The 24,485-nt window shown below is 38.3% G+C and carries 18 protein-coding genes and 1 pseudogene; 17 read left to right on the top strand and 2 right to left on the bottom strand.

The genetic code is table 11. The features are described from left to right. Positions 1-74 precede the first annotated feature (74 nt). Together A33Q_RS15860 and pdxA are read right to left on the bottom strand one after the other, a co-directional pair. Positions 75-1,289 carry an IS256 family transposase gene (locus A33Q_RS15860; protein WP_009036496.1) on the bottom strand — a complete coding sequence of 405 codons (1,215 nt, stop codon included), beginning with the start codon at positions 1,287-1,289 and terminating at the stop codon, positions 75-77. Positions 1,290-2,021: 732 nt separating this feature from the next. Continuing rightward, positions 2,022-3,050, bottom strand: a complete 1,029-nt coding sequence (gene pdxA, locus A33Q_RS15850; RefSeq protein WP_016255400.1) for a 4-hydroxythreonine-4-phosphate dehydrogenase PdxA — start codon at positions 3,048-3,050, stop codon at positions 2,022-2,024. A 201-nt stretch (positions 3,051-3,251) separates the two neighbouring features. Between pdxA and rsmA the strand changes: the two genes are divergently transcribed. The 17 genes and pseudogenes from rsmA to A33Q_RS15765 all read left to right on the top strand — a co-directional run bounded on the left by rsmA (position 3,252) and on the right by A33Q_RS15765 (position 24,471). Continuing rightward, on the top strand, positions 3,252-4,034 hold the full coding sequence (rsmA, locus tag A33Q_RS15845) for a 16S rRNA (adenine(1518)-N(6)/adenine(1519)-N(6))-dimethyltransferase RsmA (RefSeq protein ID WP_009035893.1): 783 nt from the start codon (positions 3,252-3,254) through the stop codon (positions 4,032-4,034). Next, complete coding sequence (gene mgtE, locus A33Q_RS15840; RefSeq protein WP_009035892.1) at positions 4,022-5,389, top strand: magnesium transporter; 1,368 nt, start codon at positions 4,022-4,024, stop codon at positions 5,387-5,389. Before rsmA ends, mgtE begins: the two co-directional genes overlap by 13 nt. Positions 5,390-5,425: 36 nt before the next feature. Further along, the gene (locus tag A33Q_RS15835; protein WP_009035891.1) at positions 5,426-6,370 is read left to right on the top strand and encodes an NAD(P)-dependent oxidoreductase; all 945 of its coding nucleotides are present in this window, start codon (positions 5,426-5,428) and stop codon (positions 6,368-6,370) included. Positions 6,371-6,455: 85 nt separating this feature from the next. Continuing rightward, positions 6,456-7,337, top strand: a complete 882-nt coding sequence (locus tag A33Q_RS15830) for an inositol oxygenase family protein (protein WP_009035890.1) — start codon at positions 6,456-6,458, stop codon at positions 7,335-7,337. 187 nt (positions 7,338-7,524) lie between these two features. After that, positions 7,525-7,998: a transcription elongation factor GreA gene (greA, locus tag A33Q_RS15825; protein ID WP_009035889.1), complete on the top strand. Its 474-nt coding sequence runs from the start codon at positions 7,525-7,527 to the stop codon at positions 7,996-7,998. Positions 7,999-8,052: 54 nt separating this feature from the next. Then, positions 8,053-8,448 carry an HIT family protein gene (locus tag A33Q_RS15820; RefSeq protein ID WP_009035888.1) on the top strand — a complete coding sequence of 132 codons (396 nt, stop codon included), beginning with the start codon at positions 8,053-8,055 and terminating at the stop codon, positions 8,446-8,448. Positions 8,449-10,086: 1,638 nt separating this feature from the next. After that, positions 10,087-10,698, top strand: coding sequence for a hypothetical protein (locus tag A33Q_RS15815; RefSeq protein WP_009035887.1), 612 nt, complete (start codon positions 10,087-10,089; stop codon positions 10,696-10,698). A gap of 559 nt (positions 10,699-11,257) precedes the next feature. Beyond that, positions 11,258-11,872, top strand: a complete 615-nt coding sequence (locus A33Q_RS15810; RefSeq protein WP_009035886.1) for a hypothetical protein — start codon at positions 11,258-11,260, stop codon at positions 11,870-11,872. 1,082 nt (positions 11,873-12,954) lie between these two features. Further along, positions 12,955-13,266: pseudogene (locus A33Q_RS22610) on the top strand (four helix bundle protein); the annotation flags it as partial. Between the two features lie 214 nt (positions 13,267-13,480). Beyond that, positions 13,481-14,809 carry a nucleotide sugar dehydrogenase gene (locus tag A33Q_RS15800; protein WP_009035884.1) on the top strand — a complete coding sequence of 443 codons (1,329 nt, stop codon included), beginning with the start codon at positions 13,481-13,483 and terminating at the stop codon, positions 14,807-14,809. 739 nt (positions 14,810-15,548) lie between these two features. Further along, complete coding sequence (locus tag A33Q_RS15795) at positions 15,549-16,799, top strand: ATP-binding protein (protein ID WP_009035883.1); 1,251 nt, start codon at positions 15,549-15,551, stop codon at positions 16,797-16,799. Positions 16,800-17,416: 617 nt separating this feature from the next. Continuing rightward, entirely contained in the window at positions 17,417-18,631 is a 1,215-nt protein-coding gene (locus tag A33Q_RS15790) for an ATP-binding protein (RefSeq protein ID WP_009035882.1), read from the top strand. Between the two features lie 372 nt (positions 18,632-19,003). Next, complete coding sequence (locus tag A33Q_RS15785; protein WP_200862471.1) at positions 19,004-19,405, top strand: ATP-binding protein; 402 nt, start codon at positions 19,004-19,006, stop codon at positions 19,403-19,405. Positions 19,406-20,122: 717 nt separating this feature from the next. Next, entirely contained in the window at positions 20,123-21,133 is a 1,011-nt protein-coding gene (locus A33Q_RS15780; protein WP_009035880.1) for an SDR family oxidoreductase, read from the top strand. Further along, a complete protein-coding gene (locus A33Q_RS15775; RefSeq protein WP_009035879.1) occupies positions 21,130-22,557 on the top strand; it encodes a lipopolysaccharide biosynthesis protein in 1,428 nt (475 codons plus the stop codon). The genes A33Q_RS15780 and A33Q_RS15775 overlap by 4 nt, the downstream gene beginning before the upstream one ends. A 7-nt stretch (positions 22,558-22,564) precedes the next feature. Further along, entirely contained in the window at positions 22,565-23,671 is a 1,107-nt protein-coding gene (locus A33Q_RS15770; protein WP_009035878.1) for a polysaccharide pyruvyl transferase family protein, read from the top strand. Then, complete coding sequence (locus A33Q_RS15765; RefSeq protein ID WP_009035877.1) at positions 23,671-24,471, top strand: glycosyltransferase family 2 protein; 801 nt, start codon at positions 23,671-23,673, stop codon at positions 24,469-24,471. The genes A33Q_RS15770 and A33Q_RS15765 overlap by 1 nt, the downstream gene beginning before the upstream one ends. The last annotated feature ends 14 nt before the right edge of the window (positions 24,472-24,485 follow it).

The raw sequence follows: 24,485 nt of genomic DNA, 5'->3' as shown, positions 1-24,485 counted from the left end.
GGGAGTGTTAGCTAAACTCTGTCCTTCCCTTCCCCAGGGGTACCCCTGGGGAAGGGAACTAATTGTTTAATTTTCTATATATCCAAATTCAATCTCCCCTCAAACTTAATGGCTAATTGTTGGACTGTCAAGCCCCAATTCTGAAGAGGAGACGACCATTTCCTCTCGATCCTTCTGGTAGCCAGATAAACCAGCTTCAGAAGTGCCATATCGCTTGGGAAAGCCCCTTTGGTTTTTGTCACTTTTCTTATCTGTCTGTGGTATCCTTCTACCGCATTTGTGGTATAAATCATTTTTCTTATCGGTTTGGTATAGGCAAAGAAGGTACTCAAATTCTCCCAGTTGCTGTTCCAAGAACGAATGACTACTGGGTATTTCTTCCCCCATTTTTCCTCCAGCTCCAATAGCTCTGATTCTGCCTGATCTTTGGTATCTGCCCCATAAATACGCTTAAGGTCACGTGCAAACTCCTTCTGTTCCTTGCTGGCCACATATTTAAGGCTATTGCGGATCTGGTGGACAATGCAGAGCTGTACTTCAGCCTTGGGGAAAACTGACCTGATTGCCTCGGGAAAACCTGTAAGGTTGTCCGTACAGGCTATCAGGATATCCTTTACCCCACGGTGATGAAGGTCACTTAGTACTTGGAGCCAAAAGTTAGCTCCTTCACTTTCCGAAAGATACATCCCCATGATTTCCTTTCGGCCTTCTCTGTTGATTCCCAATATGTTGTAAAGGGCTTTGTGACGGACTTTACCTTCTTCCCTCACCTTGAAATGCATGGCGTCTAGCCATACGATGCAGTAAACTTCATCCAAAGGACGATTTTGCCACTCCTTAACTTTGGGAATAACCCTGTCTGTAATATCGCTGATAACCTCCGTGGATACCTCTGTATCATACATTTCCTTAATATGGGACGATATATCACGCATACTGCTTCCCATGCCATAAAGGGCTATAATCTGGTCTTCAAGGCTGTCGGCCAATATACGTTGTCTTTTTTCAATGATCTTCGGCTCAAAGCTACTGTTACGGTCTTGTGGTGTATCCAGCTTCACTTCACCAAGAGCACTCTTAACAGTCTTACTGCCTGTGCCGTTTCGTTTGTTTCCCGATGGCCAACCCTTTTCTTCGTCACGGAGATGATCTTCCATCTCTGCCTGAAGGGCCTCTTCCAAAAACTCCTTCAGTATCGGCGCTAAGGCTCCTTGCTTACCGAAAAGGTTCTCTCCTGATAAAAACTGATCTAATACTTTCTTCTTAAATGCACTCTCTTGTTCTTTCATAATACTCTATCTTATAAACTTTAACTAATTTTCAAAGTTTTAGACAGAGTTTAGATTACAGTCTCGAGATCTCCTCTATTTAAAAGTAGGAGATTCTTCACTGCGTTCAGAATGACGATCCCTCCATATCTGGCAATGGTAGTGAGGAAAGAACGAAGAATCTCCTACCTTTTTTATCAAGAGACCCTTCTCTTCGCTCAGGGTGACGTGTCGCCCCGATCGATGTCAATGGTAGCTTTAGTGGATATATGTTAATGGTAAACCCTGACTTGAATCTCGGTTCTAAATTACAATCCAAGGTTAAAATCCTGGGCTATTATACAATCCGCCCTTACAGGGCTAGGGATTCCCTCAAACAAAGTCAGACCCAATTTCATCCTTCATCCTTCCTCCTTCAAATCGATCATTTGGCCAACATTCATCCCTCATCCCTCATCCTTCCTCCCTCATCCTTCACCCTTCCTTTCCGCCTTGATAACCAGTCGGACAGGCCTCAACTTCATTATTCGATATTCATCCTTCACCCTTCCTCCTTCATCCTTCACCCTTCCTCCCTCATCCTTCACCCTTCCTTTCCGCCTTGATAACCAGTCGGACAGGCCTCAACTTCATTATTCGATATTCATCCTTCACCCTTCCTCCTTCTCCTTCCTCCTTCCTCCTTCATCCTTCTCCTTCCTCCTTCCTCTTTCCTCCTTCACCCTTCCTCCTTCATCCTTCACCCTTCCTTCCTCATCCTTCATCTTCTTCCTCCCAGCCCCTTCTGCTGCGGACTATATCATAAGCTTCCATGATGGCAGCACGCATTGACCCTTCATCCGCAATATTTTTTCCGGCAATGTTATAGGCAGTGCCATGATCAGGTGAAGTGCGGACAATGGGCAGGCCAGCTGTGAAATTGACGCCGGTTTCAAAAGCCAATGTCTTGAAAGGAATCAGCCCCTGATCGTGATACATGGCTAAAACCCCATCAAACTTTTTGTGGTGGAGCATGCCGAAAAAGCCGTCAGCAGGATAAGGACCAAAAACCAAATGACCTTTGTCTTTGAATTCAGCTACAACAGGTTTGATGATTTTCTCCTCTTCATCACCTAAAAGTCCATCTTCCCCAGCATGAGGGTTGAGTCCCAAAACAGCTACTTTTGGCTTGTTGATGCCGAAGTCATTTTGAAGGGAATCCAGCATCAATTGTAACTTTTTACGGATATTATCAGCATTCACTCTCTGCGCTACCTGACTTACAGGGATATGTCCCGTCACCAGGCCTACCCTGATGTCTTCGGCAACCAAAAACATCAAACTTTCTTTTACTTCAAATGCTTCAGTCAAAAACTCGGTATGCCCGACAAATTTCTTTTCAGGGCTATTGATATTGTTTTTATTCAGAGGAGCAGTGACCAAGGCGTCCAGTTTTTCTGACTTGAGGTCAGTGATGGCATGTTCAAGCGCTGCCAAAGCCATTTTTCCAGCTTCTTGAGTTTCTACACCTGGGATGACTTCCGGACTTTCTTCCACCACATTGATCAAGTTGATTTTTCTATGATGAACCTCATAGATACTTTTGATCTGCATGAAGTTGAAGTCTTCCAATTCCAACTGCTTGCGGTAAAAAGTCATGGCCTTGCCATGCGCATAAATAACGGGGGTAATTAGCCTTTGTAGCCTGTTGTCCAAAAGTGCTTTGATGGTGACTTCGGCGCTAATGCCGTTGATATCTCCGATACTGATTCCTATGACGGGTTTATTTTTTCTTTGATTCATTAAATTATTCAGATTCAAAATGACAAGAATAACAAGAGTTTTATCGGCTCCAGCATCTCCCATACTTTAAAATAGTAGGAAAATCAAGTTTAAAAGCTTGCTTTCCCATGCTTTCAGGGGATTTAGAATTATTTGTCGCGCTTTGTGATAATTCTCTTATTTTTGACATGCAATTTATAGAAAATAATCAAAGGAAAGCACATGGAGAAGGTCAAACCCAAAAAACACCTTGGACAGCATTTTTTGACGGATCTGAGTATTGCGGAAAAAATTGCCAAGGCAGTAAAGGGACATGAGGGTGTAAACAAGCTTTTGGAAATTGGTCCTGGAATGGGAGTTTTGACAGATTTTCTCCTAGAGGAAAACTGGGAGCTTTACCTTGTGGATATTGACAAGGAATCTATAGCCTACCTGCATCAAAAATATCCTGACCTGGGAGAAAAGATTATTGAGGCTGATTACCTGAAGAGGGACTTTTCCACTGTTATGGGAGGACCCTATATCGTGGCCGGTAATTTCCCGTACAATATTTCTTCCCAGATTTTTTTCAAAATTCTCGAAGAAAGAAACTCAGTGAAGGAAGTAGTATGTATGTTGCAAAAAGAAGTAGCAGAGCGTATAGCTTCTCCCAAAGGCAATAAAAGCTATGGGATTTTGTCTGTTTTGCTCCAGGCCTTTTACGATATTGAATACTTATTTACTGTACCACCCGGTGTCTTCAACCCTCCTCCCAAGGTCAATTCAGGTGTGATCCGGCTGACTAGAAATAATGTCCCGGAATTGGCATGTGATGAAGTGCTGTTTTTCAAAGTGGTCAAACAAGCTTTTAGTACAAGGAGGAAAACTCTTCGTAATTGCATGAAGGGGATGGGTCTCAAAGACAGCCTACATGAAGACCCCATGCTCAACCTGAGGGCTGAGCAGCTGGATGTGCAGGATTTTATACTATTAACCAATAAAATACAGGAATCTTGGAACCAATAAAGACATTTGAATTATCCAAAGAGTACCTGGAGAGCTTTAGAGCTGGGATCGAAGAGCAACAGAATGATTTTATTCTGGAATCTCTCGAAGGGGTCAATGTTGCCGATATAGCTGCATTGCTGGATGAGTTGAATTTAGAAGAGGCCATTTATGTATTGAGACTATTGTCTCATGAGACTGCTGCGGATATTCTGATAGAGCTGGATGAAGACTCTGTCAACAAGGTTATCCGTGAAATGGAGGCGATTGAATTGGCTTCCCTGATCGATGAAATGGATTCTGATGATGCTGCCGATATCTTAATCCTAATGCCCTCCAAAGAAAGGGAGGATGTGATCAGTCACCTTCAGGAAAAAGAGAAGTCTGCCAATATACTGGATCTGCTTCGCTATGATGAAGATTCCGCAGGTGGACTGATGGCCAAAGAATATATCAAGGCCAATCAAAACTGGAACGTGATTCAGACCATTGAAGAAATCAGAAGGCAGGCAGAAAAAGTGGAGAAAATATACTCCATTTATGTAGTGGACAACAAGCAACACCTTTTGGGAAGGGTTTCCTTAAAGAAAATTATTCTGGCAGCATCCAATACCAAGATTATGGATATTTATGAGCCGGAACTTATCTCTGTACCCACTCATATGGAAGGTGAAGAGGTGGCCGAGATCATGCGTAAGTATGATCTGGAATCCGTTCCTGTAGTCAATGCAAAAAATAAGCTTGTTGGGAGAATTACGGTGGATGATATCCTGGATTTGATCCGTGAGCAATCAGAAGAGGATATTCAGGCCATGACAGGTATTTCGGCAGATGTGGAGGAATCGGATAGTATTTGGAGGATTTCCAAAGCCCGTCTGCCTTGGCTGGTGATCGGTGTTGTTGGCGGGCTGATGGGTGCCCAGATCATCACCTTTTTTGAAGAAGGTTTGAGCAAGTACATTGCTCTGGCCTCCTTCATTCCTTTGGTAGCTGCAACTGGGGGAAATGTGGGCATACAATCCTCCTCTTTGGTGGTACAGACCCTCGCCTCAAAATCTGTTTTTGACGATACCCCTTGGCAACGTTTTGTAAAGGGCCTGCTGATTGCCTTGGTCAATGGCCTGGTCTTGGGATTATTTGTTTTTACGGTAGTCAAATTTATTTATGGTTTTGATTCTATTTTTGGATTTACCATTGGTTTATCTATGTTTTTTGTGGTCCTGATGGCCTCTTTTATGGGTACAGTGACTCCTTTGGTATTGGATAAATTCGGAATCAACCCTGCAATAGCCTCAGGGCCATTTATTACAACAGCCAATGATCTTTTGGGACTGGCTGTATATTTTGCAGTTGCCATGTATTTGCTGAACCTTTAGACAAAAAGCAGTTTAAATTATCTAAATCACCCTTCAATGACCCCCAATAAAGTACTGATTATAGACGAAATGCATCTTTCTATCCTTTCGCTTATGGAAGAAGCTGGATATGAGGTGGAGTACAGTCCTGAAATAAGTAGAAATGAAATTCTGGATAGAATAGAGGCATTTGTAGGCCTTATCATCAGATCCAAAACACCCATAGACCGTGAATTGCTCCTAAAAGCAAAGAAACTCAAATTTATAGGAAGGGCAGGAGCAGGCTTGGACAAAATAGATCTGGACTATTTGGAGCAGCATGATATTAAACTGTTCCATGCAGCTGAGGGGAATATGGATGCTGTGGGCGAACAGGCAATTGGAGGTCTTTTGTCTTTGTTTAACCATATCAGCAAAGCTGATGCTGAGGTAAGGAAAGGGATTTGGAAAAGAGAGGAAAACAGAGGAGAGGAATTGCAGGGCAAAACTGTAGGAATAATTGGCTATGGCAATATGGGTTCTTCTTTTGCACGGAAATTGGGAGGCTTTGATGTGAATATTTTGGCCTATGACAAGTATAAATCCGGCTTTGGTAATTTTCATGTCAGAGAAGCCTCTTTGGGACAGCTGCTGGAAGAAACTGATGTATTAAGCATGCACGTGCCTTTAACCTTGGAAACCAGGAATTTTCTGAATATGGATCTCCTGGAAAGATTCAAAAAACCCATATATTTCATCAACACTGCAAGGGGGGAAATCATCAGTTTTGACACCCTCAATGAAGCCTTGGACAGAGGGATTTTCAAGGGGGCAGTTTTGGATGTGCTGGAAAATGAGAAATTTGACACTTTCACTTCGGAGCAAAAAAACTCCTTTGAGAGATTGGCAGCTAGAAAAAATGTGATTTTCAGCCCGCATATAGCTGGCTGGACTTTTCAGTCTTATGAAAAGATCAATCAGGTGCTGGTCCAAAAAATCAAAGAGGCCTTTTCCGATCAATGATAAGCCTATTAAAAGGTTAATCCTCAAACAGTTATTTTCTTATTTATATATTTTTTTCTAAATTGAAGAAAACTAAATTTCAGTCATGGGGGCTCAATTTGAAAATAAAGGCAATCAGCCATTGAAATCCTTGGAAGAATGGGAAGACGATCTCTTGGTCAGGTATCCCGAACCAAAAGGAAAGCAATCAAAAACCAAAGTAGCTTACAGAAATTATACGGATTCGGAGCGGGTGGACACAGTCAGGGAATTTTACAGGCTGAACCATACCTTCCAAACTTATGATTTTGTCTGTGCCAAAGAAAAAGAGTATTTAAAATTTGACAAAAGGGAAATGCCTTTTTGGGAGGCCATCAGGTTTCTCAATACTTTGGTGGATGATTCAGATCCGGATACAGACTTGGACCAGTTGCAACATCTTTTGCAGACCTCAGAAGCCATTAGGGCAGATGGGCATCCGGACTGGTTTGTACTTACCGGTTTTATCCATGATATGGGAAAGGTGCTATGTCTTTTTGGAGAACCCCAATGGGCAGTAGTCGGAGATACTTTCCCTGTAGGTTGCAGACATTCTGATAAGATTGTGTACCCTGAGTTTTTTGATCTCAACCCGGACAGTCAGGATGAGCGGTACAATTCAAAGTACGGTATCTATGAATCACAATGTGGTTTGGAAAAGGTAATGATGTCTTGGGGGCATGATGAGTACCTGTATCAAATAGTAAAAGATTACCTCCCCGAACCGGCACTGTACATGATCCGCTACCACTCTTTTTATGCGCAGCATAGGGAAGGGGCCTATGATCACTTATTGAATGCGCATGATAGGGAAATGTTCAAATGGGTGGACAAATTCAATCCTTACGACCTGTATTCCAAAGTTCCTGTGGCACCTGATGTCAAAGCTTTGATGCCCTATTATGAAGATTTGGTAGCAAAGTATCTTCCTCCTGTTATGAGGTTTTAATTTTTGAAAAAATCACTTTTTTGAACAATTAATCAGAAGGATAAATATTTCTTTTAACCACCTGAGATTGGTTTGTCTGATAAGAATTGTTACTTTTGCAGAGTTACATAGAAAACAAGGACAAGGAAACGGTTTCAGCAATGAGACCGTTCTTTTATTTTTCATAGCCATAGTAAAATAAATAAGCATGAGTAAAATACAGTATTACACCGAAGAAGGATTAAAGAAGCTGAAGGATGAGCTTCATGAGCTGAAGACAAAAGGCAGATCTGACATTGCCAAGCAAATTGCAGAAGCAAGGGATAAAGGTGACCTCAGTGAAAATGCGGAATATGATGCTGCCAAGGATGCGCAAGGATTGTTGGAGTTGAAAATCGCCAAGCTGGAAGCTGTAGTAGGTAATGCACGTGTAATGGACAATTCCAAAATGGATACCTCCAAAGTTGGGATCCTGTGTACTGTGAAAATCAAAAATGTCAAAAACGGGATGACTGTTTCCTATACCTTGGTATCGGAGGAAGAGGCTGACCTCAAAGCAGGGAAAATTTCTTTGGCATCGCCATTTGGAAAGGGATTGCTGGGAAAGACTGTTGGTGAAGTTGCTGAAATCAAAGCTCCAGCAGGTACCCTCCAATTTGAGGTACTGGACATTACCTATTAAATAAATTTTCTGTCCCGATGGTAATACCAATCGGGATTTTTTATTTTTATCGCTATGGCAAGCATATTTACAAAAATCATCAACAGAGAGATCCCTGCACATATTGTAGCAGAGGATGATAATTATATTGCGTTTTTAGATATTATGCCTTTGGTCAAAGGGCATGTACTGGTAGTGCCGAAAGTGGAGGTCGATTACATTTTTGATCTTGAGGATGAAATACTGGCAGGTTTGCATTTGTTTTCAAAAAAAGTGGCCAAAGCAATGGACAAAACTATCAAATGTACACGTGTAGGTGTAGCAGTGATTGGTTTGGAAGTACCACATGTGCATGTTCACTTGGTTCCTTTGAGAAGTATGGATGACATCAATTTCAACAGAGAAAAGCTCAAGCTCAGCAAGGAGGAACTGGCGGAAATTGCGGAGACGATACGGAAGGGTTTTGATTAATTGATTGACGGTTTAACTGAAGAGTTGATGAATTGATGAACTGTTAAGGGTTAAATGTTAAGTTTTAAGGGGTACGGACAATTAACCATTAACTTTTAACTTTTACCCAATACCCGTTCAACAAAATCAGAAATGGAGGCAGTGAAGAGACCAAGGATAGCAGAGAAATCAGATTTCTCTTTACTTTTTCTCCCGCAGATATCTCAGATGACGCAGATTTCGACTACAGTCGAAGGGGGCTGATCTCCATGGACTAGACCGCCGGCTAAAGCGCAGCGGAAATTGGTAACCACCATTATCAATTAAAATTAACCACAGATCCTACAGATCTACACAGATAAAGCTTCGTTTTTGGAGGAAATCAGATGTTTCACTTTGCTTAACATGACAAGGTGAAGCATTCCTTTATCTTGCCGACCAAAATCCGGGTAACTATTTAACCTTTAACAATTAACTTTTAACATTCCTCAGTTAAACAGTTAATCAATTACACAATTAAACCTTTCCCCGCAGGAGGGGTGAGGATTGATAATCTTAAAAAGGAGGCCGATTTTTGCCATGGAGGCACGGAGAAGCACGGAAGGGTTTTGATGAATTGGATCAGTTGATACCGCACCAATTTGTTCAAGATGGGAAATTGGTTGCTATGTGTTTTTCAATCTAGAATCTTAAATCAACAATCTAAAATCCACTTGTGCCAGAGGCACAGCCCATTGGTAGAAAAGATAAGGGTTGAGGTTCTATACCGTCCTGTAGGGACGGCCCATACAAGATTTTAAATCTTAGGCCTACCATCCGGCAAGGAGGTTTTAGAATACGCAAACCCTTGAGGTATTTCAATCCTCGAGGGTTTTTTATTTGCCCGCAGATATCTCAGATTTTTATGATTTTTTTAAAAAAGGCTGGAGTAGAGTATACAAAGCCACGGTAAAGGACTAAGAATAGCTTCACCTTGTCATACTGAGGAAGGAAGTATCTATCTACACTTTTCAATATCGAAAAAATCAAAACCACAGATGACACGGATCTACACAGATAAAGCTTCGCTTTGAAAAGTAGGGTTGAATTAGTTCAATATCCTTAAGTATCCGCCAATATCCAGTTTTTGTTTTCTCCCGCAGATATCGCAGATGACGCAGATTTCGACTAAAGTCGAAGGGGCTGATCTCCATGGACTAGACCGCCGGCTAAAGCGCAGCGGAAATTGGTAACCACCATTATCAATTAAAATTAACCACAGATCCTACAGATCTACACAGATAAAGCTTCGTTTTTGGAGGAAATCAGATGTTTCACTTTGCTTAACATGACAAAGTGAAGCATTCCTCTATCTTGCCGACCAAAATCCGGGTAACTATTGAACATTTAACTTTTAACATTCAACTATCCACTTTTTTCTAAAAAATTCGCATTCTACCAATGCCAGTAATCCCTGTACAAAAATCAATTCCCTGAACTTCAAATCAATTTTATGTTATCATTTATAAATAATATGAAATATTGATAATATATAATTAAAATGTTAATCGTGCATTATAATTGTTTCGGGTATGGTTATTGTTAAGTTATGTTAAGATATGTCTGCGATGCCTGATGATAGGTATGGCAGCAGCTAAAGCAATTAAAACCACAACAACCATGAGCGGCCTGGTCAATTATTTTAAATTTATCTTTTCCGGATATATCCGAAAAAAGAAAGTCCTAAATGGGATCAAGGTGCATTTCAAATACCACCATGGTGCAGAACTTTTTGACCCCATTGCCATGATTCTTGACCAATATTTTAAGATTCATATGGTCAGTGATACTTTTAAAGTCAAGGTAGATCAATACAATTTTGAACATTCTGATTTCTCTGAAAAATTAGCAGGACTTAAACCTAAATTGGACTGTCTGATTAATTTGCCTTTGGGCTTATTGAATGTGCAGTACTTTGTGCTTAGAGAAGAGTACAGAACTACCTCTTTTTATTCTATTTTACTCAATGAAGAACCTTTGGCCTTTTGGCATAAAAAGTATGATTATGGAAAAGAACGCAGCAGCATTATCAAAAATGAAATTTTCGGTACCAACCTGAAGAGTAACCCTGCTTTGCAACATGAAGAAGAGCCTGTGCTTTTCGTTTCATCTGCTGACCATGCTTTATATTTAGAGAAGTTCATTCATTCCCATGTCTTTTATGTAACCCGGTTGAGTCAGTATAATAATATTTGTCAACAACTTCAGAAAATATATAAAATCAATTATTAACCTCGCTATATCAGGTTAGCAAATGATAGGGGGAAATCTGACAGATTTAGCCGAACCCTTTACTTTGACAAAGTGGGATTGACCTCAGCTTCGATTAGACCTGCCAGCGCTCGACCAGCGCAGTATTTATAGTTATTCTATGTTTAGAAGGTGTAATTAATTTAATAATTCATAGAATATATAGCATTATCAGGGTTTGGGATTTATGGTGTTCAGCCAGGAAAATCATTAGAATTAAGTACTTTCTTTGGTTCAAATTACTTGTTGTGTGATCTAAAAATAAGAACTAAAAACCATGACACGAAGCGCAAAAAATTGCAAGCGTCCTACAAAAAGCCACGAATAATTGTAAAATCCATACGAATATACATTTTTTCTACACGTTGATTTATTTTGATGTACATTGCAGTTCCAATGATTTATTACCAAAAAATAGTTTTTGTACATGTGAAAAAAATAGTAGTAACATAAAAAAAAGAAATAATACAATTATACCAATAAGCCCTTTTTTGACCAATGACTTTTATTAAGTCAACCAGCAACCACAACTCTTATATTTATGAACCTTCTCAATTATTTTAAATTCGTAGCTACCGGCTATGTGAGGAAAAGAAAAAACCTATACGGCAAAAAGGTATATTTCACTTACAGGCATGACACCGAGATTTTTGATCCTTTCAAAATGATTCTGGATCATTATTACAAAATCGAACAGGTACCGGAAACATCTCAGTTTACACTTGATACCCAATTTCAGCATGTTAAGGGCATTCTAGATCAAGCAAGGGATAAAAAGCCCAAAGTAATTGTGAAATTCAGCTTGGATGCCGGTGAGATTGAAATCAGAAGATTGGTTTTGAGAGAAGAAAAAAGAACCACTTCACTGTATGTCATCTTTTTAGACGAAAAACCCTTGGCTTTTCTCAATAAAAAGTATGACTATGGGAATAATATTCAAGCTCTTATTCTTGAAAATGTACTGCATGGAATTGAAAAGAGTCAATACCCTGACTTGCAATTGGTAAATGCAGGATGTCTTTTTTATAATTCCCAAAAAGAGGCCTGTTTTATAGAGAAGTTTGTACACAGCCATATTTTCTATATCCACGATACACAAGGCTACAAGAAGGTTTGTAAGGAAATGACGCTTTGTTTGCAAAAAGAAACAGGATAAGAGCGTTTTTTTGAAAATATCACTCTTTGTCCTGAAAATTTGAAAGGGATTTAATTTTCAAATTTCTTTTCCTTTTAGCCAGGTTTCAAATCCGGCTAGGAGCATTATAAAAACAGGAAAAAGCATTTGATAATAATAAAAGTTTAATTATGTTTTTTCCACTAATAAATTGTAAAAATCACGGGCTTTATTAGAGATGTAAGTCCTATCTTTGTGCCTGCAATTTGACCCTTTTTGTACAAGTGATCTTTTTGGTGCTACCTGGGCTGCCAATGATTGAAAAAAATAATCACCTGTATACTTTCTGACAAATAATACCTCTTAGGTTCCTGAAATGGGACTGAAAGGGCGAAGCTGTGGGAAGGATGGAGAGTTTAATTTTTAACTGATGAGGTAAAGATTGTTAAAGGTTGAATGTTAAGGGTTAGATAAAATGAAATATGGTAGAAATATGCTTCGCGAAATCTAAGTGAAGCGGAGATCCCGAGAGTGAAACGATTCGGGATAAATAGAAATATTGGTTTGGATTAAGTTGAAGGGTTGGATTTCTAAAACAAGTAATAGGTACTTGGTTCATTGTACATCGATTCCCGTAAATTGTTATTCATAATTTATCCGTATTTACTTGCCGAAGGACTGAATGTTGAAAGCAACATAAAAAATCGAGGAGTAGCCATAAGCCCTGTAAGGGCGCAGATATAATAGCCTCGGGTTTTAACCCGAGGATCCCAAATGAGGAGTTAGATTTGTTTTTGGCCGCAATAAGGTCAAAGGTGAATAAGGCCTCTCGCCAAAAACAGGGAAGTACAAGAAAAGATGAAGGTGGAAGGATAAGGGTTGAAAAGGTTAATTGATTAACTGTTTAACTGAAAATTGTATAGCGGTTTAATTGTGTAATTGATTAATCGTTTAACTGAATTACAGATTAATTGTGTAATTAGTTAATTGTTTAACTGATATGGGTAGTAGGCCTTTAATTTGATTGTATGGATAATAAGTTTCATCAATATGCTTTTGAGAAGTTGGATGTTTATCAATTGGCCAGGAAGTTTAGGGTTGAAATTAAATGACTTACACTCAGTTTTCCATCGGACGAAAAATTTGAACTGACTTCTCAAATTAGAAGATCATCCTCAAGTATAGGTACGAATTTGGCGGAAGGTTCTGGTAGAGCAAGTTCTAATGATCAAGCACACTTTACAAATATATCCTATTCAAGTGCTTTGGAAACTATAGATCATCTCATTTACGCATTCGACATGACTTATCTCAATGAGGAATTGTATATTACTTTAAGGCAAAAGCTGGGTGAAATTATCAATAAGTTAAATGCTTTATACAAATATCAAATTTCAAAATCTGATAATCTAAAAACAAAACTTAAAATTAAATAATTGATGAACTGATGAACTGGGGAATCGACAAATTGAGGCATTCAGTTGATCAATTAAACAATTAACCAATTAAACTTTCAACAAACAATTCCACAATTCAACCGCTACTCAGTTCCACAATTCAACCACTACTCAGTTAATCAATTAAACAATTCCACAGTTAAACATTTCATCAAACAATTACTCAGTTAAACATATTTAAACTATTTAAGCTTTGAAAAATCAGTCTTTAAATCTCCTGCCTCTTGAAGAATCCAAAATCGCAATCATAGGCCTTGGCTATGTGGGTCTTCCTTTGGCAGTGGCTTTTGCGGAAAAATATAAAACCGTAGGCTATGACATAGATGGCAAGCGTGTGGATGAACTCCAAAAAGGAAAGGACAGGACCCTGGAAGTGGCTGATGCTGAATTGCAGCAAGTGCTAATTCAGAACCCAGTCGCCCTGGAAGATGCCGGTAAAGGCCTTTTGGTATCCGATGATTTGGCGGCTATTTCCAATTGCAATATCTTTATTGTCACCGTTCCTACCCCTACAGATAAACACCATAAGCCTGTGCTCACACCAATGCTCAAAGCATCGGAGATGATAGGCAGACTTTTGAAAAAAGGTGATGTGGTGATCTTTGAATCCACCGTTTACCCTGGGGTAACAGAGGAAGAGTGCGTGCCGGTACTGGAATCCGTATCCGGTATGAGCTTCAATAGGGACTTTTTTGCCGGATATTCTCCGGAGCGGATCAACCCGGGAGATAAGGAACATACGGTAACCAAAATCCTGAAAGTGACTTCCGGTTCCACCCCTGAAGTAGCAGACTATGTGGATGAATTGTACAGGTCTGTGATTACCGCAGGTACACACAAAGCTTCCTGCATCAAGGTGGCTGAAGCAGCCAAAGTGATAGAAAACTCCCAAAGGGACATCAACATTGCCTTTGTGAATGAGTTGAGCAAAATATTCAACCTTTTGGGCATTGATACGCAAGAAGTATTGGAAGCAGCGGGAACCAAGTGGAACTTCCTTCCTTTCCGTCCTGGATTGGTTGGGGGTCACTGTATAGGTGTAGATCCGTATTATCTGGCCCAAAAAGCACAGGAAGTAGGTTATCATCCCGAAATCATCCTTTCCGGTAGAAGGCTGAACGATTCCATGGGCAAACATGTGGCCACTGAAGTCATTAAACTTATGATGCGCAAGGACCTGAAGGTGATAGATGCCAAAGTCTTGATTTTGGGTTTCACTTTCAAAGAAGACTGTCCGGATGTAAGGAATACCCGGGTGATTGACATCTTTCAGGAGCTGAAGACCTTTGATATGGACGTGGATATATATGATCCTTGGGCAGATCCTCAGGAAGTCATGCATGAATACGGAATTGAGGTGATCAATGGAAATACCAAAGACAAGCTTGATCAGTATTCAGCCATTATCCTTGCCGTAGCCCACAAAGAATTCAAAGACTGGCCTGTAGCCGCCTCCGACAATCAGGTCGTATTTGATGTGAAATCGGTGTTGGAGAAGAGCAAGGTGGATGGGAGACTTTGATGAGGGAGGAGGGATGAAGGATGAGGGATGAGGGATGAGGGATGAAGGATGAAGGATGAAGGATGAGGGATGAAGGAGAGTGAATAGTGAGGAGTGAATAGTGATTAGTTAAGAGTTAAATGTTAAGCGTTAAGCGTAAAATTATCCCTTCTAATCTTATGTCTAGCGTCTTATGTCGCACATCTCATTTACGAAATACGACTTACGATTTACGAGGGGCAGAGTTAATTTAATGCTTCTCCTTAGATAGTTATTGGGGCTCACACCTCATTTCAATTTACCATTCTTGTCCGACCAAGTCATCCGGGCGGAAATGAAAGAAAAGGGAGAAGTTAATTGTTAAGGATTAATATTGGGCATTAAGGAAATTAAATTGAAAAATTTAAAATAGAGGAGTGGCCTTTAGCCCTGTAAGGGCGCAGATATAATAGCCTCGGGTTTCAACCCGAGGATCCAATTGCGAAGTTGAATTGTTTTTTGGCCGCAAAAAGAGTAAGAGTAAAAAGTGCATCGCGCCAAAAACAGGGAAGCGGAATTTGTGAGGAGTTAAGAGTTAAATGTTAAGCGTTAAACTATCCCTTCTAATCTTATGTCTTGAGTCTTATGGCTCTCCCGATAGCTACCGGGAGAGCACATCTTCCCCGATAATAACAAGTGTTTGCTATTACAAATAGTGACTATTTTTATTAAATTTCTTTTATCAATAGGAACTTGTTAGATTTGTAATAAAAAAATACGCATGCAAAAATCATTACTTCAAGCAGTAATCAGTGATCAAAATGCTTTAAAATGGGAACCATCTTCTATTGACCGAGAGCATGTATCTATTTTAAAGGATGATAGTGTGGTTGTGATCTCAGGGATTCGACGCTGTGGTAAATCCACCTTATTGCAGGCGATACGTGCAAAAAATAAAGAAAAAGACTACTACCTCAACTTTGATGATGATCGGTTAATTCAATTTAAGGTAGAGGATTTCCAACTGCTTTTAGAACTTTTTGGAGAACGTTTTGGTAAGCAAACCACCTTTTATTTTGATGAAATACAAAATATTAGCGGTTGGGAGCGTTTTGTCAGACGTCTGCATGACTATGGGAATAAAGTATATATCACGGGTTCCAATGCTTCTATGTTGAGCAAAGAGTTAGGCACCCATTTAACAGGGCGCTATCAGCAAGTGGAACTTTACCCGTTCTCGTTTCGAGAATACCTGAAACTAAATCAAATTGAACCCAATTCACTGGACTATTTCAATACAGACAATAAAGCCCTACTCAAAGCATCATTTAATGACTATTTTAAATTAGGTGGATTCCCTGCTTTTTTAAAATCAAAGCATACTGAATACTTAAAATCTCTTTATGAAAGTATTTTATATCGGGATGTTATGGTGAGAAATGGCATAACAAATGAACAAGAACTCTTGGAACTGATGTTTTTTGTTACGAGCAATACGAGTAAATTAATTTCTTACAATAGCTTGGCAAAAGTAATCGGTGTTAAAAATGCCACCACCGTAAAGCAGTACCTGGGATTCCTACAAGATGCCTATATGTTGAGCTTGGTATCGAAATATGATGCATCTGTAAAAAAGCAGCTTCATAATCCCAAAAAAGTATATGGAATAGACTTAGGATTAATGCGGCAACTCAGTTTTCAGCATAGTGAAAATCAAGGGAGACTGCTCGAAAACTTGGTGTTTTTAGAGTTGAAACGACAAACAAAAACGGTTTACTATCATCATAACAAAGGGGAATGTGATTTTGTGATCAAAGAAAGAAACAGCATCACTCAAGCCATTCAGGTTTGTTGGTCTATTTACGATGACCAAACAAAACAGCGGGAGATCAATGGATTGCTGGATGCCATGACAGCTTATCAACTCAAAGAGGGGCTGATTTTAACTGAAGATGAAAGTGATCAGTTGACGATAGATGATAAGGTCATAAACATCATGCCGGTATGGTTGTGGCTATTGCAAGTAGAATAGCGGTTGCCGGTACATGAATTTCTTACTAAAAGTTAATAGTGATTAGTGAATAGTGAGTTGTGCTCCAAATCAATTTCCACCGTGCTTTAGCCGGTGGCCGGAGGCGGAAACGGAATGCTTAGCGACTTTAGTCGAAATATTTTCGGCTGAAGCCCATACCCTTCTATACAGGGCAAAAAACTACCGCATAAATGCGATGGAAACTGAAGGCTCAATCTTGATTTTTTTGGGAAATGGATTAAAAACCTGGGATATATGGCTTCGAGGATGATGATGAAAGGTGGAATTGTTTAATTGATCAAATGATGAAATGGATTTGTTAAGGGTTAAATGTTAAAAAGTTAAAAGTTAAACGTTAAACTATCCCTTCTAATCTTAAGTCTAGCTTCTTATGTCTTATGTCTCACATCTCATTTACGATTTACGAACTTCGATTTACGAGGGGCGGAGTTAAGCTGATGCTTCTTCCCCGATAATTATCGTCTCTAGTTTCTCGTTTCTAGCTTCTTGCCTCTAATCCTACATCTTCAAAAAGAAACATCAGAATAAAATCTTCCATCGTACTGTAAATTATCTTACATTTGTAATGAAAGGTATATAGGAATAAGGTTTATTGCATGATCAGGCAAGAGGAAATAGCATTGGTGATAAATTCACAAAAGGAAGTGTTTCTCAAACAGGAAAGCGGTTTTAAACGTGATGCCCTGGATCATATTCCTATAGCAGATTCATTTGCAACCATCATTACTGGTATTAGACGTTGTGGGAAAAGTACTTTATTACTACAGTTACTTCGCAAAGATTATCAGGATGCACTTTATCTCAATTTTGATGATATCCGTTTTTCAGCATTTGAAACAGGTGATTTTGTACGGGTTCATCGGGAAATAGAAAAGCGTGGTATTCAAGTCCTTTTTTTTGATGAAATACAGGTCATTAATAACTGGGAAACTTTTGTAAATCAGCTGTTAAGGGAGGGATACAAAGTTTTTGTTACCGGATCAAATGCAGCGATGTTGAGTGTGGAATTAGGGACTCATTTGACTGGAAGACACTTATCTATGGAGTTATTCCCATTTTCCTATTCTGAATATATCAACTATAAAAGCATTAAGAGTTCTGAAACAGCAGTCGAATCCTATCTCAAAACAGGAGGCATACCCGAATTTATTAAAACATCTTTTTCTGAGGTCATTTATACTTTAGTGGATGATATATTGGTTAGGGATATTGCGCTTAGGCATTCTGTGCGTGATATCAATTCCTTGCGGCAATTGGCTGCTTACCTTATCAGTAACATAGGTAATTTGGTATCCGCCAATAAACTAGTGGGAATGTTTGAAATCAAATCGGCAACCACATTTTTAGAGTACTTTTCATTCCTGAAAGATGCTTATTTACTGGACTTTGTGCCTCTATTTGATCATTCCTTGAAAGTACAGGCCCGAAATCCCAAAAAGGTGTATGTTATGGACTTGGGAATCTATTCAGAGGTATCAGTTTCTACTAGTGATAATATGGGGAGGCGATTGGAAAATTTAGTCTTTCTGGATCTTCGTCGGCGATACAAACAGCTGTTTTATTACAAAAATAAAGGTGAATGTGACTTTGTCACTATGGAAAGAGGCCAATTAAAGGAAGCGATACAGGTATGCCTAAACGTCAGTGAAGAGAACTTTAACCGAGAGCTTTTTGGAGTGATGGAAGCCATGCAGGATTTGAAAATCAGCCTTGGCTATATTGTGACCATGAATCAAAGTGATATCCTAGAAAAGGACGGTTTAACTGTTATTATGATGCCGGTACATGAGTTTCTAGCACAAAGTGAATAGTGGATAGAGAAGGATGAAGGATGAGGGAGAGGAAAGATGAAGGATGAGGGATGAGGGATGAAGGATGAGGGAGGAAGGATGAAGGAGAGTGAATAGTGAAATGTTAAGCGTTAAGGGTTAAACGTTAAGCTATTCCATCTAATCTTAGGTCTCGCGTCTTATGACTAGGGTCTTATGTCTGGCATCTCATTTACGATTTACGAATTACGATTTACGAGGGGCAGAGCTAAGTTGATGCTTTTTCCCCGATAAATATCGTCTCTCGTTTCTAGCTTCTCGTCTCGAGTCTTATGTCTTGTGTCTCATATCTAATCTAAAAAAAAAAAAACGCACTGTTATAGTGCAAAATTCAGCAAAAAATGCACTGTCATAGTGCGAAATAGTGTTTTCAAGTTAGCCGACTACCTGCTATATATGGAAGATGCAGGAATGGTTGCACAATTGAGAGGCCAAACAGCAGGCATTCGCGCATTGGGCAAAGTCGATAAAGTGTACCTGGAAAATACCAATCTGGTGTACAGTCTGGCAGGAGAAAACCAAAATACGGGGAATATCCGAGAGACCTTTTTCCTCAATCAACTGAAAGTAAGCCACCAAGTCTGGACTTCATCCTTGGGTGATTTTAGGGTGAATGACATGGAATTTGAGCTTGGAGGAAAAGACAAAGGCATCAAACAGATCAAATCAGCCCAAAAGGGATACCTGGTCAAAGACGATATAGAAAGCGGCTATCACAATACCATACCGCTCTGGCATTTTGGATTGATGTATTGAGGGGGAGAGTAGAGAATAGTGATTAGTTGTTAGTTAATAGTGATTAGTTAATAGTTAAATGTTAAGCGTTAAGCGTTAACTATCCCTTCTAATCTTATGTCTAGCGTCTTGTGTCGCACATCTCATTTACGAAATACGACTTACGATTTACAAGGGGCAGAGTTAATTTAATGCTTCTCCTTAGATAGTTATTGGGGCTCACACCTCATTTCAATTTACCATTCTTGTCCGACCAAGTCATCCGGGCGGAAATGAAAGAAAAGGGAGAAGTTAATTGTTAAGGATTAATATTGGGCATTAAGGAAATTAAATTGAAAAATTTAAAATAGAGGAGTGGCCTGTAGCCCTGTAAGGGCGCAGATATAATAGCCTCGGGTTTCAACCCGAGGATCCAATTGCGAAGTTGAATTGTTTTTTGGCCGCAAAAAGAGTGAGAGTAAATAGTGCATCTCGCCAAAAACAGGGAAGCAAAATTAGTGAATTGTTAAAAGTTAAGCGTTAAGCGTTAAACTATCCCTTCAAGTCTAATGTCTAGCGTCTTATGTCTTGTGTCTCATTTACGAATTACGATTGAAGATTTACGAGAGGCAGAGTGAAGTTGATGCTTCTTGCGCGTTAATTATCGTTTCTCGTTTCTGGTTTCTCGCCTCTCGCTTCTAATCTTATGTCTTACGTCTTTTGTCTTACATCTTTAATCATTAACCATAATTAAAAACCATGCACGACTTTAGTACCAATCCCCAATTCCAGCAATTAAAAGACAAAAGAATTTTGGTGACTGGTGGGGCCGGGTTTATAGGAAGCAACCTATGTGAAGCACTTTTAGGTTTGGGAGCCAAGGTAGTTTGTCTGGATAATTTTGCGACTGGACATAGGCATAATATAGAGGAGTTTTTATCGAAGGATAACTTTACCCTTATCGAAGGAGATATCAGAGATCTGGAAACTTGCCAAAAAGCCTGCAAGGATATAGACTTTGTACTGCACGAGGCGGCTTTAGGTTCAGTACCTCGATCAATTAATGATCCCATCACAAGCAATGAGGTAAATGTCTCCGGTTTCTTGAATATGCTGGTAGCGGCAAGAGATAATGGGGTGAAGCGCTTTATTTATGCAGCGAGTTCTTCTACCTATGGAGATTCTGAAAAACTCCCAAAAATAGAAGATGAAATTGGAAAGCCACTTTCACCCTATGCTATTACTAAGTACGTGAATGAATTGTATGCAGATATATTTCATAAAGCCTATGGCCTGGATACCATTGGATTAAGGTATTTCAATGTTTTCGGAAGACGGCAGGATCCCAATGGTGCTTATGCAGCTGTTATTCCATTATTTGTCAAGCAACTGATGAATCATGAGAGTCCGGTCATCAACGGGGATGGATCTTATTCCAGAGACTTTACCTATATCGATAATGTGATTTTGATGAATTTGCTGTGCCTGACTACAGAGAATCAAGAGGCGCTGAATCAGGTTTATAATACTGCCGCTGGGGAGAGGACAACACTTTTAGAATTGGTTGAATTATTAAAAAAATACTTAGCGGAATACGATCCGAAAATCAAGGATTTAGAAATTAAGTTTGGCCCGAATAGAAAGGGGGATGTTCCGCATTCTTTGGCGAGTATTGAAAAGGCTAACAAACATTTAAACTATAAGCCAATTTTTTCCTTTCAAGTTGGTATTGTGCAGACTACTGCCTCTTATTCAACTTTTTTTAAATGAGTTTAAAAAAGCAAGCGTTAAGCGGAATAGTTTGGACTTTTGCGCAGCAATCTGGAGTTCAGATTATAAGTTTTGGTGTCCAAATTATTCTTGCTAGGTTGTTATTGCCTGAAATGTTTGGACTTATTGCAATGATCAATGTTTTTATTGCTATTGGCCAATTGTTAATGGATGGTGGTATGACGACATCTCTCATAAGAACTGAAAATCCCGATCACCTAGATTACTCTACAGTTTTCAGTACGAATATTTTAGTAAGTCTAGGGCTATATGGTTTAATTTTCTTGGGAGCTCCTTTTATCAGTACATTTTATGAACAACCTATCTTAACAGATTTAGTAAGGGTATTTGCCCTTAGTTTTGTCATAAATGCTTTTGTGGCGGTACACGTAGCTAAGCTGACTAAAGAAATGAATTTCAAAAAACAGATGACCATTCAAATTCCTTCAACGCTTATAGGTGGAGCAACAGGAGTTATAATGGCTATCTTAGGATATGGTGTGTGGAGTTTGGTTTGGCTTAACATATCACAAGCTATGGCATTAAGCGTACAATATTGGCTTTTTTCTAGTTGGAGACCTGGTTTTAAAATTGATAAAAGTAAATGGAAATATCATTTTAACTTTGGCTATAAAATGACATTGTCTGGCTTGTTAGATAGGATATATAACAACGCTTATAACATTATTATCGGTAAGTTTTTTGTTCCTGCCCAAGTTGGTTTTTTTACGCAAGCGGAAACAATGCGTTTATTTCCGGTAGGACAGATAGGCTCCGTAATTGGTAAAGTAACCTATCCGCTTTTTGCGAATATCAAAACGGATGCAGAACTTAAAAATGCTTATAAAAAAACAATGAAACTCGTATTGAGTATTGTAATACCAATGATGCTCATATTAATAATTGTAGCTGAAGATTTTTTCTTGTTATTATTTGGGGAAAAATGGTTACCAGCGGTACCATATTTTCAAATTCTTTCTATTGCGTCTATTGTTAGACCAATTAGTAGCTATAACCTCAATATTTTAAAAGTAAAAGGTCGAAGTGATTTGTTTTTAAAAGTAGAAGTAATAAAAAAAATATTTGGTGTCATAGCCATTGCAGTTGCACTTCCTTTTGGGATTATGGCAATGGTGATTTCATTAACAGTAGTTTCATACACTTTTGTATTGAGCAATATGATTGCATCAGGAAGACTAATTAATTATAAGTTCGCAGAGCAGTTAAAAGATATTAGCCTACTTTATCTCCTTGGAATTCTTATTAGTATTGGGACCTATTTGGTCTTCCCTTTGTTTAAAGTTGACTCTAACTTTCTCAATATATTGGGTGTCACAACTTTATTTCTTGCCGTTTATTTTGTGGCTTTGCTAATTTTTGAAAAATCACTCGTTAGAACTGCCATATCTTTATTGAAAAAATAATAATTCTATGCTAAATTCAGATATACTTTTTAACGGTTATTATGGTCAAAAAAATACAGGAGACGATGCTTTTGTGGAAGTAACATCTTGGGCTGCAAACACGATTTGGCGGAAGAAAAATATAAAATACCTTGCAATAAAGAAGAATCTTCCACAGACTACATATAAAATTAGAGGATATCCTTTTTCATTTCCAAAATCATATAGTTTCCAACAAACAATATTAATTAATCAAACTAAAGCATTTATTTCTGCTGGAGGCTCGGTATTTCACAGTGAGTTACAAGTAACTAATCCAAAATATTATGCTTTGCAAAAAAAGTTGAAAGATAATAATTTTAAAATTGGGGCAATTGGTGTATCTATTGGACCTTTTAAATCAAAAGTTGCAGAAAAAAGTATAACTGAATACTTGAAAAAATTAGACTTTTTAACGGTTAGAGATAAAAGTTCTTATGAATATGTTAAATCTCTAGATTTGAGTTGTAAACCAGTTGAATCTTTTGATATGGCAGCGTTGCTTCCTAGTATATATGTAATTGAGAAATACAAAAATTATAAAAAAACAATAGGCATTAGTCTTTGCTATTCAGAAAGGTTTACAAAAGGAAACATCCAAAATGAAATAAAGAGAATTAAAAGACTTTCTGAATTAATTCAACAACTAGATAAAAATGATAATCTTCATTTTAAATTTATAGTCATTAATGGGAATCAAAGAAATGGTGATCGTGAGTTGACTTTAAAAACAATTAAAGAAGCAAATTTTAAAAATACTTTTGAAGTTGTTGAATATAATAGTGAAACTAAGGTAATGTGGCAAAGCATTGCAAGTTGTGACTTTATGCTTTCTACAAGGTTACATGGTGCTATTTTTGCGTGTTTTGCACAAACCCCATTTATGTTGGTCGAATATCATAAAAAATGCAGCGATTTTCTTGAAGATGTAGGATATAATGAAAACCTAAGAGTTTTTGATATGGAAACAGATATTGAAAAAACATCAAATCGAATTTTGACAATAATGAATAATTTTGATTGTTATGATGCACCGTTATTCATAGAAGAAATGAAAAACAAAGCATTACTAAACTTTAGTACAGTAGATCTATAATGTTTTCCATAGTCATACCCCTATATAACAAAGAATTAAGCATTACCAATACGCTACGATCGGTTTTAAACCAAACATTCAAAGATTTTGAAGTAGTAATTGTCAACGACGGCTCTACGGACAAAAGCGTAGAAAAAGTTGAAGCCTTTAAAGATCCAAGAATCCGTTTGATACACCAAGAAAATGCAGGGGTTTCAGCAGCTCGAAATAAAGGAATTGTAGAAGCTAAGAATGAATGGATTACCTTTTTGGATGCAGATGATTTATGGATGGAGAGGCATTTGGTTTCCTTGAATGCGATGATTTTAAGATACCCAGAGTATCAAGCTTTTTGTACCTCGTATGTGCGTTCGAATAGAAAATTTGATTTAAATAACTCCTTAAAAGGTGTAAAAATCATAAAAGATTATTTTGTTGAAGCTATTAATTATCATTTTTTTTGGACGGGAGTGGTTTGTCTTAATAAAAGCGTTTTTCAGCTTACAGGTAATTTCGATCCCAATTTAGTTCGTGGGGAAGATTTAGATTTATGGATAAGAATTGGGAAGAAATTTGAAATTATCAGGTCATATGACATAACAGCAATTTACAATCAAAGTTCTGAAAATAAGCTGACGAAAAAGAATCTCAAAATTGAGAACTCCGTGATTCTTTCTTTAAGATTTCAAAATTGTACCAACTCTGAAAAAAAATATAAAAGGAAACTTTTAAAAATGAAAGTATTGAGTTGTGCAAAGTCTTTTGATTTTATCTCAATAGTTAAAATAATTTATAAATATAATTATAGAATTTTGTTCTAAACATTATTAAAAAT

The sequence above is a fragment of the Indibacter alkaliphilus LW1 genome (assembly GCF_000295935.2).
GTDB classification, from domain to species: Bacteria; Bacteroidota; Bacteroidia; order Cytophagales; family Cyclobacteriaceae; genus Indibacter; species Indibacter alkaliphilus.
Note: the sequence above shows the minus strand (reverse complement) of the source record. Positions and strands in the feature narration are given on the sequence as shown.